This is a genomic window from Pseudooceanicola profundus (genome assembly GCF_054919315.1).
In genome coordinates, this window is sequence record NZ_CM142898.1 from 1,005,706 (window position 1) to 1,019,772 (window position 14,067).

At 66.8% G+C, this 14,067-nt stretch carries 12 protein-coding genes; 3 read left to right on the top strand and 9 right to left on the bottom strand.

The genetic code is table 11. The features are described from left to right. Nucleotides 1-104: 104 nt before the first annotated feature. The 7 genes from ACX9MO_RS04670 to ACX9MO_RS04700 form a co-directional block, all read right to left on the bottom strand. Nucleotides 105-449, bottom strand: a complete 345-nt coding sequence (locus ACX9MO_RS04670) for a cupin domain-containing protein (RefSeq protein WP_222491770.1) — start codon at nucleotides 447-449, stop codon at nucleotides 105-107. A gap of 4 nt (nucleotides 450-453) precedes the next feature. Then, nucleotides 454-813: a cupin domain-containing protein gene (locus ACX9MO_RS04675; RefSeq protein ID WP_462213690.1), complete on the bottom strand. Its 360-nt coding sequence runs from the start codon at nucleotides 811-813 to the stop codon at nucleotides 454-456. Further along, nucleotides 810-2,096: a nucleotide disphospho-sugar-binding domain-containing protein gene (locus ACX9MO_RS04680; protein WP_462213691.1), complete on the bottom strand. Its 1,287-nt coding sequence runs from the start codon at nucleotides 2,094-2,096 to the stop codon at nucleotides 810-812. Before ACX9MO_RS04680 ends, ACX9MO_RS04675 begins: the two co-directional genes overlap by 4 nt. A 102-nt stretch (nucleotides 2,097-2,198) precedes the next feature. Continuing rightward, complete coding sequence (locus ACX9MO_RS04685; RefSeq protein ID WP_462213692.1) at nucleotides 2,199-3,254, bottom strand: ABC transporter ATP-binding protein; 1,056 nt, start codon at nucleotides 3,252-3,254, stop codon at nucleotides 2,199-2,201. Further along, nucleotides 3,251-4,042, bottom strand: a complete 792-nt coding sequence (locus ACX9MO_RS04690; RefSeq protein ID WP_222491762.1) for an ABC transporter permease — start codon at nucleotides 4,040-4,042, stop codon at nucleotides 3,251-3,253. The genes ACX9MO_RS04685 and ACX9MO_RS04690 overlap by 4 nt, the downstream gene beginning before the upstream one ends. Next, nucleotides 4,035-4,889: an ABC transporter permease gene (locus ACX9MO_RS04695; protein ID WP_462213693.1), complete on the bottom strand. Its 855-nt coding sequence runs from the start codon at nucleotides 4,887-4,889 to the stop codon at nucleotides 4,035-4,037. The genes ACX9MO_RS04690 and ACX9MO_RS04695 overlap by 8 nt, the downstream gene beginning before the upstream one ends. A 132-nt stretch (nucleotides 4,890-5,021) precedes the next feature. Beyond that, nucleotides 5,022-6,077, bottom strand: a complete 1,056-nt coding sequence (locus ACX9MO_RS04700; RefSeq protein ID WP_462213694.1) for a polyamine ABC transporter substrate-binding protein — start codon at nucleotides 6,075-6,077, stop codon at nucleotides 5,022-5,024. Between the two features lie 189 nt (nucleotides 6,078-6,266). Between ACX9MO_RS04700 and ACX9MO_RS04705 the strand changes: the two genes are divergently transcribed. Then, the gene (locus tag ACX9MO_RS04705) at nucleotides 6,267-7,196 is read left to right on the top strand and encodes a GntR family transcriptional regulator (protein ID WP_462213695.1); all 930 of its coding nucleotides are present in this window, start codon (nucleotides 6,267-6,269) and stop codon (nucleotides 7,194-7,196) included. Next, nucleotides 7,193-8,497 carry a nucleotide disphospho-sugar-binding domain-containing protein gene (locus ACX9MO_RS04710; RefSeq protein WP_462213696.1) on the top strand — a complete coding sequence of 435 codons (1,305 nt, stop codon included), beginning with the start codon at nucleotides 7,193-7,195 and terminating at the stop codon, nucleotides 8,495-8,497. The genes ACX9MO_RS04705 and ACX9MO_RS04710 overlap by 4 nt, the downstream gene beginning before the upstream one ends. Nucleotides 8,498-8,554: 57 nt before the next feature. On the opposite strand, the gene ACX9MO_RS04715 is transcribed toward ACX9MO_RS04710, so the two are convergent. Continuing rightward, entirely contained in the window at nucleotides 8,555-10,900 is a 2,346-nt protein-coding gene (locus ACX9MO_RS04715; RefSeq protein WP_462213697.1) for a Tex family protein, read from the bottom strand. Between the two features lie 272 nt (nucleotides 10,901-11,172). On the opposite strand from ACX9MO_RS04715, the gene ACX9MO_RS04720 reads away from it, so the two are divergent. Beyond that, entirely contained in the window at nucleotides 11,173-12,690 is a 1,518-nt protein-coding gene (locus ACX9MO_RS04720) for an acetyl-CoA hydrolase/transferase family protein (protein ID WP_462213698.1), read from the top strand. A 191-nt stretch (nucleotides 12,691-12,881) separates the two neighbouring features. Here ACX9MO_RS04720 and ychF read toward each other — a convergent pair whose 3' ends face one another. Next, the gene (gene ychF / locus ACX9MO_RS04725) at nucleotides 12,882-13,979 is read right to left on the bottom strand and encodes a redox-regulated ATPase YchF (RefSeq protein ID WP_462213699.1); all 1,098 of its coding nucleotides are present in this window, start codon (nucleotides 13,977-13,979) and stop codon (nucleotides 12,882-12,884) included. Between the last annotated feature and the right edge of the window lie 88 nt (nucleotides 13,980-14,067).

The following is a 14,067-nucleotide window of genomic DNA, read 5'->3' on the forward strand; positions in this document are numbered from 1 at the left end:
TCTCCCGATCCGGCGCGCGGATCCTTCGGTATCTCGCCTGCCCTGCGGCGCGGCGGCGCCCGGCCCGCCGTCACGAAGGGCCGGACAGGGTTAACCCGATCCGCTCAGCGGATCATGTAGACCTTCTTGATCGTCTCGTGGACGGTGCAGACGCCCTTCCAGTCCTGCGGGAAGAAGGCGGCGGTGTCAGGGGTGATCTCGATCACCTCGCCGCTTTCGTGGACGTAGGTGCAGCGCCCCTCGAGGAAGTGGCAGAACTCGTCCCGGGTCACGTGGCATTCCCACTTGCCGGGCGTACAGATCCACAGGCCGCATTCGTTCTCGCCGTTCGGCCCCTTGTGGAGCAGCTTGCCCGAGGTGCGGCTTTCGCCCTCGATCATGGTCGGGATCACGCCCCAGTCCACCGTGTCGGTGATTTCGAGCGGCTTGGTCATAACGGGTGTCGTCATTGGGTCAACTCAGCATGTAGATGTTGCGGATGGTCTCGTGGACCGTGCAGGTGCCGGTCCAGCCGGCCGGGAACAGGACGCAGGTGGCGGGGGTGACCTCGATCACCTCGCCGCTATCGCGGACATAGCTCGCGCGCCCCGAGACGAAGTGACAGAACTCGTCCCGCGGGACGGAGAGCCGCCAGCGGCCCGGGGTGCAATCCCAGATGCCGGTCTCGGGGATATTGCCCGGCCCCTTGTGCAGCAGCCGTCCGGTGGAATGCGAGGCGCCGTCCAGCGCGTCGGGCTGTGCGCCCCAGTCCACGAGGTCATCAAAGTCGCACGCCCCGTGGATATGGGGCGCGGAGGAGGCGAGGTTCGTCATGCTTGCGACTCCAGAAGACCAACGAGGATTTTCGCGGCCTTTTCCTGCCCGTTCTGGCCCTGCATATGGGCCGAGGTCGCAGCCAGTTTCGCGGCCATGTCGGCGTCCGTCAGGCAGGCCTCGATCTTGGCGATCAGTTCCTCATCGGTCCAGTCGTAGCGTTCGGAGCGGAAGCCGTGGCCGGTTTCCTGCACCCGCATGGCGTTGTCGTGGCCGTCCCAGACATAGGACATGATGATCGCGGGCTTGCCGAAGTAGAGGCATTCCGTGAAGGAGTTGTTGCCGCCGTGGTGGATGACCGCATCCACCTGCGGGATGACCGAGGGCTGCGGGAACCAGCTGTCGATGACCACGTTCGGCGGGATGTCGTCATATTCGCCGATGTAGTCGCCCACGTTCACCAGCGCACGATAGCGGGTCTTGCCGATCAGCGTGATCAGCCGCTTCAGCAGGTCGGTATCCCCCGCCCCCAGCGACCCGAAGGAGATGTAGAGCAGCGGGCCGTCGTTGTTCGCCGCGAAGGTCGGCACGGCATAGGGCTTGTCCTGCCGCACGCAGCCTTCGAGGTACTGGAACTGCGCCGGGTCCAGCGGCTCGGAGCGGTGGTACTTCACCTGCTCGGGGTAGAGCAGGAGGTTCATGTAGGGCGAGGCCTCGAAGAACTGGCCCAGCGGATAGGGGTCTTCGCCGGTGGTGGCGAGGAAGGCGTTGTAATCGTCGTGGATCGGCTTGATCACCTCGTTGAACTTCGCCCGGAAGGCGGCGTGGCCCTCGGTATCCGTCTCGGACATGCCCGAGAGGTGCGGCGGGATCGCGTCATCCTCGATCTCGTTTTCCGAGCAGGAGATGATCCGCACCCACGGCACGCCGTATTGCTTGATCGCCGGGAAGAGGATCACGTTGTCCACGCTGATCACGTCCGGCTTGATCCTCGCCAGCACGGCGGGCAGGTCCTTCTCGGCCCACTTGGCGCTGTCCACGATCGCCTCCCAGCATTCCTTGACGTAGTTGTCGATCTGGTCGATCGGCGCCTTGCGGAAGTTGGGGATGTGGCCGTTGATGAAATCCTCCCAGAACTTCGCCATCTGCTCGGCCGGCATCGGCTCGGAGAGGTTCACGGGATGCGCCTCGAAGCCGTAGCCCTTGTAGACATCGACAAAGCCGGGGTCGGAGAGGAAGACGGCCTTGTGACCCATCCGCTCCACCGCCTGCGCAATGCCGACGGAGTTGAGCGCGGGGCCGAAGGCCGCTTCGGGGAAGAAGGCGAAGGTTTTCTGGGTCATCTGGGTCTCCTCTGGTGGGGCGGCCTCTGGCGGGCCTTTGAGTTCGGGCCTTTGAGTTCGGGCCTTTGAGTTTCGGGGCCTTGGATTGGCGGGCCCCGGATGTCAGGCGGGGAAGACGCGGGTGTCGCGGGCGGACCAGCCTAGCGTCACCTGCGCGCCTTCGGTGATATCGCGCCCCTCGGCCGCGTCCGCCGTCAGCCGCACCATCAGTGGCTGGTCGCAGAGCGGCGTGTCGAGGTGCAGGTGCAGGTCGAGCCCGAGGTAGGCAATGGAGCGCACGGTGCCCGTCACCACGTTCTCGGCCTCGGCATCGAGGTAGAGCCGTTCGGGCCGGACCGCCGCCACGAGGCTCTCTGGCGCCTCCGCCGGGATCATGCCGCCGATGCGCGCGCCATTGCGGGCAAAGAGCAGGCCGCCCGACCGGGTCACGGGGATGAAGTTCATCTGGCCGATGAAGTCGGCGGCATAGCGGGTTTCGGGGTATTCGTAGATCTCACGCGGGGTGCCTGCCTGAAGCAGGCGACCATCCTTCAGGATCGCGATCCGGTCGGCCATGACGAGGGCCTCCTCCTGATCGTGGGTCACGACGATGAAGGTGATGCCGAACTCCGCCTGAATGCGCTTCAGTTCCAGCTGCATCTCGCCGCGCAGCTTCTTGTCGAGCGCGCCAAGCGGTTCGTCCAGCAGCAGAAGGCGCGGGCGCTTCACCAGCGCGCGGGCCAGGGCCACCCGCTGCCGCTGCCCGCCCGACAATTGGTCGGGCTTGCGATTGGCGAGCGGGGCCAGCTGGATCACCTCCAGTATCTCGCCCACCCGCGCGGTGATCTCGCGCCGGGGCAGACCCTCCATCTCCAGCCCGTAGGCGATGTTCTTTGCCACCGACATGTGGGGGAAGAGCGCGTAGCTCTGGAACATCAGGTTCACCGGACGGCGGTTCGGCGGCACCTGCGAGACGTCCTTGCCATCCAGCACGATCTGCCCTCCGGTGGGCAATTCGAACCCCGCCAGCATCCGCAGCAGCGTCGTCTTGCCCGAGCCGGAGGCGCCCAGCAGGGCAAAGAACTCGTTCTCGACGATGTCGAGCGACACGCCATCCACGGCCTTCACCCGGCCAAAATGCTTTTCCACGTCGGAAAGGGAGAGCAGCACTTGCGTCATTGTCCGGGCAGACCCCCGCGGTTCAGTCTCTGGGAAAGCGCAAGGGCGATCACGCTGAACAGCATGACCAGCGTCGCAAGCGCGTTGATCTCGGGCGTCACGCCAAAGCGGATCATGGCGAAGATCTGCATCGGCAGGGTGATCGACGACCGCCCTGCACCGGCGGTGAAGAAGGCGATGATGAACTCGTCCACCGACAGCGTGAAGGCCAGCAGCGCCCCCGCGATCACCGCGGGCATCAGCACCGGCAGCACCACCCGGCGCAGCGTCGTGGCGGTCGAGGCCCCCAGGTCGGCCGAGGCCTCGACGATCGACCAGTCGAAGGTCTTGAGCCGCGCCCGCACGACCGAGCAGACGAAGGCCAAGTTGAAGACCACGTGGCTGACGATGATCGTGTGCAGGCCCATCTTCACGTTCAGCATCGAGAAGAAGCTGAGCAGCGCGATGGCCAGCACGATGTCGGGGATGATCATCGGGGCGAAGATGATGGTTTCGAGGAAGCGGCCCTTGCGGCGGCGGATTTCCACGCCCACGGCCAGCAGCGTGCCCAGGATCGTCGCCAGCAGGGTCGAGACCACGGCCACGATCAGCGTGTTCAGCGCCGCGTGCATGATGTCGCGATTGGCGAAAAGCGCGCCGTACCACTTCACCGAAAACCCGGTCCAGGCGGTCGGCAACCCGCCCGCGTTGAAGCTGAGCGCGATCAGCACCGAGATCGGCACGTAGAGAAACGCGAAGACCCCCGCGAGGATCGCCAGCATCAGGCGGGTCTTGCCACGCTCAGGCATCGCGTCCCCCCTGCCCCGAGGCACGTTCGCTGGCAAAGGTCTGCGCAGTCAGCAGCACCATCATCACCGCGATCAGCGCCATGGAGAGCGCGGCCCCGAAGGGCCAGTCGTTCGCCGTCAGGAACTGCGCGTAGACGAGGTTGCCAATCATCTGGAACTGCCCGCCGCCCAGCAGGGCCGGCGTGACGAAGTTGCCGATGGAGAGGACGAAGACAAAGACGAAACCCGCCGCGATCCCCGGCACGGTCATCGGCAGGGTGATCCGCCGGAAGGTCGTCCACTGCGAGGCACCGAGGTCATGGCTGGCCTCCGCCACCTCGGGGTTCAGACGTGAGAGCGGCGCGTAGCAGGCGAGGATCACGAAGGGCAGGTAGTTGTAGACCAGCCCGATCACCACCGCCGTCTCGGTATAGAGCATCTGGGGCAATTCGCCCTCGTATCCGAACCAGCGGAAGAGGTGCACGATCAGCCCCTCGCGGTTCAGCAGCACGATCCAGGCGTAGGTGCGGATCAGGTAGTTCGACCAGAAGGGCAGCACCGCGAAGAAGAGCAGCGCAGGCTGGCGGTGGCGCGGCATGGCGGCGATGGCATAGGCGGCGGCATAGCCCACCACCACGGCGATCCCGGCGGCCAGCCCCGCGATCCCCGCCGATTTCAGGAAGATCCGCGCATAGAGCGGGTCCACCACCATGGCGAGGTTTTCCAGCGTGAAGACATACTCGACGCCGCCGTAGATCCCGCGCCGGAAGAAGGCCAGCGCAAGGATCAGCAGGCAGGGCACCACCATGAAGGCAGTGAGCCACGCCAGAGCCGGCGTCATCAGGTAAAGCGGTTTGCGGTCTTTCACGGGGGACATTTCCGATGGGGTCGCGGCCCGATACACCCGACCCACCCCAGGCAGGGGCATCGGGCCGCGCCCCGGGCCCGGCGCAGCGCAAGCAGCTGCATCACCGGACCCGATGGCTGGATATCAGGCGGATCAGTTCGCCGCCTTGATCTCGCTTACGGTCTTGGCATAGGCGCGTTGCGCCTCGCCCACGTCCATCAGCAACTCGTAGCCAAGAAGGTCCTCGGCGCTCATGCCCATGTTCGGGTATTGCTCGATCAGCGCGGGGTCGAGACCCTCCATCGCGGCCTCGTTCGGCACCTTGTAGAGGATGTTCTCGGCCGCCCAGCGGTGGTTGCCGGCATCCAGCATCCAGTTGACGAAGGCATAGGCCGCCTCCTTGTGCTCGGAGGCCTTGAGGATCACCATCTCATCCACCCAGAGGTCCGAGCCCTCTTTCGGCACGACGTACTTGATGTCCGCATTCTCGGCGATGCCGTAGTTGCACCAGCCGTCCCAGGCCTGCACCAGCTCTGCCTCGCCGGATACAAGCTTGGCGTAGAAGGTGGTGTCGTCATAGGCCAGCAGGGTCTTCTTGGCGGCGATCAGGTCCTCCTTGACCTTGGCCAGCTCGGCCTCGTCCGTGGTGTTGACCGAATAGCCCTCGGCCAGCTGGGCCGCGGCCAGCAGCCAGCGGTCGGTGGCCAGCATCGTGGTCTTGCCCGCGACCGCCTCGGAGGGTGTCAGCAGGTCCCACCAGCTGTCGGGCGCCTCGGCCAGCAGGTCCGAGCGGTAGCACAGCCCCGTGGTGCCCCAGGCATAGGGGACCGAGAAGGTGTTGCCCGGGTCATGCGGCAGCTGGGTCGCGGCCTCGTAGAGGTTGGCGATATTGGGCAGCTTGGCATGGTCCAGCTCCTCCGCCAGCCCCATCTTGTGCAGGATTTCCGCGAAGGGCGAGGAGACGAAGACCACGTCATAGCCCGCGCCCTTGGAGGCGATCAGCTTGCCCATGATCTCTTCGTTGGTGCCGTGCAGGACCAGCTCGGCGCTGTTGCCGGTGGCGCTGTTGAAGCTGTCGACGGCATCGGGCGCCATGTAGCCGTCCCAGTTCGAGATCACGAGGTCCTCGGCCGCGGCAGCGCCGGCAAGACCAAGCGTCGCGCAGAGCGCGGCGAGGGACGGGATCAGGGTCGACGGATCAGATTTCATATCTTCCTCCGGTATGGACTGTTGGACCCCCGCCCTCCGGTCTGCGGCGCGGGGCATATCTGGTGCGGTTCTTGCTGACCGCTGATAATCACAGTATTGTTGAGATCAAAAATACGTCAAACTGTATTCGCTGTTCTTTTACGTGCCGCCGGATCACGGCAAGCACGGATGCGCCCCACAGGAGGGATGATGCCAGAGTCCCGACGCAATGCCCGACAGAACCACCTGAGCCTCGCGATGCGCATCCTTGCCATCGTGCGGGAGCGGAACATGGCCCCCGGCGATCACCTGCCGGAGCAGAGTTTCTCCGAAGCCTGCGGCGTGTCGAGAACCCCCATTCGCTCTGCCTTCAAGCTTCTGGAAGAGAAAGGAATTCTAAGCTGGCGCGAGGAGGAGGGCTTCTTCCTCGAACTGGGGCGCGATGACGGGCTGGACGAGGCCGCGCAGGAACTGGAGTCGCTGGAGGACAGCCTGGCCCACCGCATCCTGACCGATCGGGCCGCCCGGCGGATCGACGACCTGCAATCGGTCAGCGCGCTTGCCCGAAGATACAGCACATCGCGCACGTCAGTACTAAATGCGCTAAAAATACTTTCACGCGACGGGATCGTGACCCAGATGCCCGGGCGATCCTGGGCCTTTCAGCCGATCCTCGACACGCCGAACGCGACGGATGAGAGCCTGCACTTCCGCCTGCAACTGGAGCCGCAGGCGATCCTTGCCCCGGGGTTTCGCCTCGATGCCCAGAAAGCGGGCCTTCTGCGCGGCCAGATGCAGGAGGCGCTACAAAGTGCGGCTGGCGGGATCGGCAACGCGGGCTTCCTGCGGCTCGACGTGGAGTTCCACATGCTGGTCGCCGAAGGCTCGGGCAACCGCTTCGTGCGTGGTGCGCTGATGGCCCATCAGCGGCTCCGCAAGGCGACGCAGAAGGATTTCTCGATCCCCGACTTCCGCCTGCGCCAGTCGCTGGAGGAACATCTGGACATCCTCGACGCGCTGGAGCAGATGCAGTTCGACGTGGCCGCCGACCTGATGACGCTGCACCTGCGGCGCTCGCGCCGCCGCCGCCCCGAGGCCGCCAACCGCGGTATCCCGCCGCTGACGAGAGGCCCGCGATGACATCCCGCCCCGCCCCCGTGATCGCCTTCTTTCCCGAGGCGAGCTTCGGCGCCGCGCTCAATTGCGTCGGCATCGCGCAGGAGGTGCGCCGCATGGGCGGCACGCCAGTCTTCCTCTGCCATCCCGGGTTCAACGGGGTCTTTGCCAACTACGGCTTCCGCGAATACCACCTGCCCGAGCCGCCGCGCTCCAGTGCCGACAAGACGCAGGACTACTGGCAGGAGTTCATCAACACCCACCTGCCGCACTTCGACCTAGACCCGGCGGCGCAGCTGCCGACCTATGTGGCCCCCACGTGGGAGGCGATCGTCGACACCGCGATGGATGCGGAGGCCGGCCTCTGCGCCCTGCTCGACCAGATCCGCCCCGATGCGGTGGTGCTCGACAACGTGATCCAGTTCCCCGCCATCGTGCGGGCGGGGGTGCCGTGGATCCGCGTCGTCTCCTGTGCCGAGACGGAGCTGCCCGACACCAACGTACCGCCCTACCTCTCGGGCCTTGCCCCCGACGCCGCGACGCGGGCCGGCTTCGAGGCCGCCTACCTCGCCGCAACGGCCCCGGCGCACCAGCGCTACAACGCCTTCCGCAAGGCGCGCGGCCTTGCACCGCTGGCCGAGGGGCTGTTCCTCGAGCCCTCTCCCCACATGAACCTGCTGCTGTCGCCCGCCGCCGTGCGCTATGACCGCGCCCAGCCCCTGCCGCCCGACAGGTTCCGATATCTCGAAGGCTGCGTGCGCGAGGAGACCCAGTTCGACATGCCGGAGCTGCCGGGCGCGGGCGGGCCGCTGGTCTACCTCTCCTTCGGCAGCCTCGGCGCGATCGACACCGCGCTGATCCGCCGGATGATTGCCGCCTTCGACGGGCTGCCGGCGCAGTTCCTCGTGAACGTGGGCGGCTTCCTCGAAGGCTATGACCGGGTGCCGGACAATGTCTACCTCGCCAGCTGGTTCCCGCAGCCCTCGGTGGTGGCGCAATCGGCGCTCTTCATCCACCACGGCGGCAACAACTCCTTCTGCGAGGCGCTCTACCACGGGGTGCCCTCGCTGGTGATGCCCTACTGCTGGGACGGCCACGACAATGCGCAGCGGGCCGAGGCCACGGGCACGGGACGCTGGATGCACCGCTCCGACTGGACGGCGGAGGCGCTGCGCGACACGGTGATGGGCCTGCTGGACGACACGGCGATGGCCGGGCGGCTCGCCGGGATCTCCGCCGACATGAAGGCGCAGCCCGGCACGCGCGCGGCGGCAGAGGCGATCCTCGCGCAGGTCGCCGAGGTCACCCCCGTCACGCCCCGCTAGAGACCACGAAAAAGCCCGGCCAGAGCGACCGGGCTTGTCCGTTCTTCCAAGTCCGGATCAGGACTTCTTCATCGCGTCCAGCAGGGCGGCCCCCAGACCGCCGACACTGTCCTGCTTCTTCGGCCCCGAGGACATGGGACCGCGCGGGCCGGGCTTGCCACCCTTGCCACGGGGGCCACCGGGGCCGCCCTTGCCGCGGTTGTCCTTCTGGCCACGTTCCGCGGGCTGCGCGCCGCCGTCCTTGCGCATGGTCAGGCCAATCCGCTTGCGCGGCACATCCACCTCGACCACGCGAACCTTCACCACGTCGCCGGCCTTCACCACCTCATGCGGGTCCTTCACGAAGCGATCCGCCAGCTGGCTGACATGGACCAGCCCGTCCTGATGCACGCCGATATCGACGAAGGCCCCGAAGGCCGCCACGTTGGTCACCGTCCCTTCCAGCGACATGCCGGGGCGCAGGTCGGTAATCTCGTTCACGCCCTCGGCAAAGGTCGCGGTCTTGAACTCGGGGCGCGGGTCGCGGCCGGGCTTCTCCAGCTCGGCAAGGATATCGCGCACCGTGGGCAGGCCGACGCCGTCAGCCACGAAATCCTCGGCCGAGAGGCGCTTGAGCGGCGCGGGATCGGCCATCAGCGCGCGCAGGTCACGCCCGCAGGCGGCGACGATCCGGCGGGCCACCTCGTAGCTTTCCGGGTGCACGGCCGAGGCATCCAGCGGCTCCTCGCCATCGGTGATCCGCAGGAAGCCCGCGCATTGCTCGAAGGCCCGCGGGCCGAGGCCCGAAACCTTCAGCAGGTCCTTCCGCTTGCCGAAGGCGCCGTGGATGTCGCGGTAGGTCACGATCCCCTCGGCCAGCGAGGGGCCGATGCCTGCCACCCGCGCCAGCAGCGGCGCGGACGCGGTGTTGAGGTCCACGCCCACCGCGTTCACCGCATCCTCGACCACTGCATCCAGCGACCGGCCGAGGCGGTACTGGTCCACGTCGTGCTGGTACTGGCCGACACCGATGCTCTTGGGCTCGATCTTCACCAGCTCCGCCAGCGGATCCTGCAACCGCCGCGCGATGGAGACCGCGCCACGCAGGGAGACATCGAGGCCCGGGAACTCCTGCGCCGCGAGGGCCGAGGCTGAGTAGACCGAAGCGCCCGCCTCGCTCACCACCACCTTGGTCGGCTTCTCGCCCGGCGCGTGGGACAGCAGGTCCGTGACCAGCTTTTCCGTCTCGCGGCTGGCCGTGCCGTTGCCGATGGCGATCAGCTTGACCCCGTGGGTGCCGATCAGCTTGGCCAGCGTGGTCATCGACCCGCGGGTGTCATTCTTGGGCTGGAAGGGATAGATCGTCGCCGTTTCCAGCAGCTTGCCGGTGTGATCGACCACGGCGCATTTCACGCCCGTCCGGATGCCGGGATCGAGGCCCAGCGTCGCCTTCGCGCCCGCCGGCGCGGCCAGCAGCAGGTCCTTGAGGTTGCGGGCAAAGACGTCGATCGCATCCGCCTCGGCGCGGCTGCGCAGCTCGCCCAGCAGGTCGAGCGTGAGCGAGAGCCGCAGCTTCACCCGCCAGCCCCAGCCTGCGGTCTTGCGCAGCCAGAGGTCGCCCGGCTGATCCCCCTTGGCCTCCAGCGCGGCGGCGCATATCGCCTCGGCCTGCACGCCGTCATCCTCGGGGCCGCAGTCCAGATCGACGGTCAGGATCCCCTCGTTCCGGCCCCGGAAGATCGCCAGCGCTCGGTGGCTGGGCATGTCCTGCCAGCCCTCGGCATGGTCGAAGTAGTCGGAGAACTTGGCGCCCTCCTGCTCTTTCCCCTCGACCACCTTGGCGGTGATCCGGCCATTGCGGCGCAGGTGATCGCGCAGGCGGCCCAGCAGGTCGGCGTTTTCCGACAGTTCCTCGGCGAGGATATCACGCGCCCCGTCGAGGGCGGCCTTGGTGTCGGCCACGGCCTCGGTGATATAGCCCTCGGCCAGTTTCACCGGATCGGCGCGGCGATCCTCCTGAATGGCGCGGGCCAGCGGCTCCAGCCCGTTTTCGCGGGCGATCATCGCCTTGGTGCGGCGCTTCTTCTTGTAGGGCAGGTAGATGTCTTCCAGCGTCGCCTTGGTCTCGGCGCCGAGGATGTCGGCCTTGAGGTCGTCGGTCAGCTTGCCCTGCTCGTCCACGCTCTTCAGCACGGCGGCGCGGCGGTCTTCGAGTTCGCGCAGGTAGGTCAGCCGCTCTTCCAGCGTCCGCAGCTGGGTGTCGTCCAGACCGCCGGTCACCTCTTTCCGGTAGCGCGCGATGAAGGGCACCGTGGCGCCCCCGTCGAGCAGCGTCACCGCCGAGCGGACCTGATCCGGCGTGGCCTGGATGTCGCGGGCGATGAGGGCGGGAATACGGGCGACGGGATCGGAGGGAATCGGCATGTCTCTCTCTGCTCAGGCACGTTGGGGCCACCGGGATAGCCTGCCCCGGCCCCTGCGCCAAGCGGTCTTCTGACCCCGCGCGGGCCCTTGCCGGTGCCCGGCGGCAAGAATTCGGCATGCAATTGCATGCCAAGCCATGCACCTCAGTCATGGCAAATCTGCAAAACCCTATTTCTGGACGCATAGCTCTCGACAGCCTCGCGGCGGCGCGCGACAGATATCGCATTAGCGAAAGGCGATACGTCGCCTCGCCACGACCGGAGGAGACCGCCATGCTGGCCGACCAACGCATCAAGAACGAGACCCTGCGCGCCAAACTGATGAGCGCCGAGGACGCCGCCGCCCTGATCGCCAATGGCGACACCATCGGGATGAGCGGCTTCACCGGGTCGGGCTACCCCAAGGCCGTGCCGCAGGCCCTCGCCGCGCGGATCGAGGGCGAACACGCCAAGGGCAATCCCTTCAAGGTCCGCATCTGGACCGGCGCCTCGACAGGTCCCGAACTGGACGGCGCACTGGCCAAGGCCGACGGGATCGAGTTCCGCCTGCCCTACAACTCGGACCCGATCGCCCGCGAGAAGATCAACAACGGCGAGATGAACTATTTCGACATGCACCTGAGCCAGGTCGCGCCGATGGCATGGCAGGGGTTCCTCGGGCCGCTCGACGTGGCCGTGGTCGAGATCTCGGGCATCACTGCCGGGGGTGACCTGATCCCCTCCTCCTCCATCGGCAACAACAAGACCTGGCTCGACACCGCGGACAAGATCATCCTCGAGGTGAACGAGTGGCAATCCGAGATGCTGGACGGGATGCATGACATCTACTACGGCACCGCCCTGCCCCCGCACCGCAAGCCGATCCCGCTGGTCAAGCCCGACGACCGCATCGGCCAGCAGCATTTCCGCGTCGATCCCTCCAAGGTGGTGGCCGTGGTTCAGACCTCGACGCCGGACCGCAACCTGCCCTTCGCCAAGCCCGACGCCGTGGCCAATGCCATCGCGGGCCACCTGCTCGACTTCTTCGCGCATGAGGTCGCCCGTGGGCGGCTGCCGGAGAACCTGCTGCCGCTGCAATCGGGGGTGGGCAACGTGACCAACGCGGTGCTCTCGGGCCTGATGGAGGCGCCCTACGAGGACATGACCTCCTTCACCGAGGTGGTGCAGGACGGGATGCTCGACCTGCTGGAGGCGGGCAAGCTGCGCATGGCCTCGGCCACGGCGTTCTCGCTCTCGCCTGATGCGGCGGAGCATTTCAACACAAACGCCGCCTTCTTCCGAGACAAGCTGGTGCTGCGCCCGCAGGAGATCTCGAACCACCCCGAACTGGTGCGCCGCCTTGGCTGCATCGCCATGAACGGGCTGATCGAGGCGGATATCTACGGCAACGTGAATTCGACCTGCGTCATGGGTTCGCGGATCCAGAACGGCATCGGCGGTTCGGGCGATTTCGCGCGCAATGCCTATGTCTCGATCTTCATGACGCCCTCCACAGCCAAGGGCGGGGCGATCTCGGCCATCGTGCCGCAGGCCAGCCACGTGGACCACATCGCGCAGGACGTGCAGGTGATCGTGACGGAACAGGGCCTTGCGGACCTGCGCGGCCTCTCGCCCAGGCAGCGCGCAGAGGTGATCATCGAGAACTGCGCCCACCCCGATTACCGCCCGATGCTGCGCGACTACTACAAGCGTGCGCTTGTGGGCTCCTACGGGAAACACGCGCCCTCGCTGCCCGGCCAGTCGCTGAGCTGGCACCAGCGGTTCATCGACACCGGCGACATGCGCGGCTGAGCCACGAGCGCGGCCCGGACCCGGGGGGCACAAACCGGAGACCCGAACCGGGGGCCGCAACCGGGCTGCTCAACAGGCAGCCGCGAGTGGGGCCCCGAATGGGCCCCTGAGTGGGGGCGCCCAGCCAGACCCCGGAAACGCAAAGACCCCGCCACATGGGCGGGGTCTTGTCACATTCGGGACGGGCCCGATCAGGTGTTGAAGAGGAAGTGCAGCACGTCGCCGTCCTTGACGACATAGCTCTTGCCTTCCGCGCGCATCTTGCCTGCTTCCTTGGCCCCGGCCTCGCCCTTGTTCGCCACGAAATCGGCGTAGGCGATGGTTTCGGCCCGGATGAAGCCCTTCTCGAAATCACCGTGGATCACGCCTGCGGCCTGCGGGGCCGAGGTGCCCTGACGGATGGTCCAGGCGCGGGCCTCCTTGGGGCCGACGGTGAAGTAGGTCTCGAGGTGCAGCAACTCGTAGCCCGCGCGGATCAGCCGGTCGAGGCCGGGCTCTTCCAGCCCCATCTCGCCCAGGAACATCTCGGCCTCCTCGGCGTCGAGCTGGGAGATCTCCTCCTCGATCCGGGCGGAGATGATGACATGGCTGTTGCCCTGCGCGGCGGCCATCTCGGCCACGGCGGCGGAATGGGCGTTGCCCTCGGCGGCCTCTTCCTCGGAGACGTTGCAGACGTAGAGCACCGGCTTGGTGCTCAGCAGTTGCAGCATCTTCCACGCCTTCGCGTCCTCGGCATCCACCTCGACCACGCGGGCGGGCTTGCCGTCCTCGATGGCGGCCTGGGCCGCGGCCAGCAGGCGGTCCTGCTGCTGCGCTTCCTTGTCGTTGCCCTTGAGCTTGCGCGCGAGGTTGGCGCGGCGCTTCTCGATCGACTCGAGGTCGGCCAGCATCAGCTCGGTCTCGATGGTCTCGGCATCGGCCACGGGATCGACGCGGCCATCGACGTGGGTCACGTCACCGTCCTCGAAGCAGCGCAGCACGTGGGCGATGGCATCGGTCTCGCGGATGTTCGCGAGGAACTGGTTGCCGAGGCCCTCGCCCTTCGACGCGCCCTTCACGAGGCCCGCGATGTCAACGAAGGTCATCCGCGTGGGGATGATCTGCTTCGACCCGGCAATCTCCGCCAGCGTGTCGAGCCGCGCATCGGGCACGGCGACCTCGCCCACGTTCGGCTCGATCGTGCAGAAGGGGAAGTTGGCGGCCTGGGCCGCGGCGGTCTTCGTCAGCGCGTTGAAGAGGGTCGACTTGCCGACGTTCGGCAGACCCACGATCCCCATCTTGAAACCCATGGTGCATCCTTTCCAGCAATCGCGGTGCTTCTATGCGCAAAGCCCCAGTGGGGCAAGCAGCCGTTGCGGTTCCGGCACGGGAATGCGA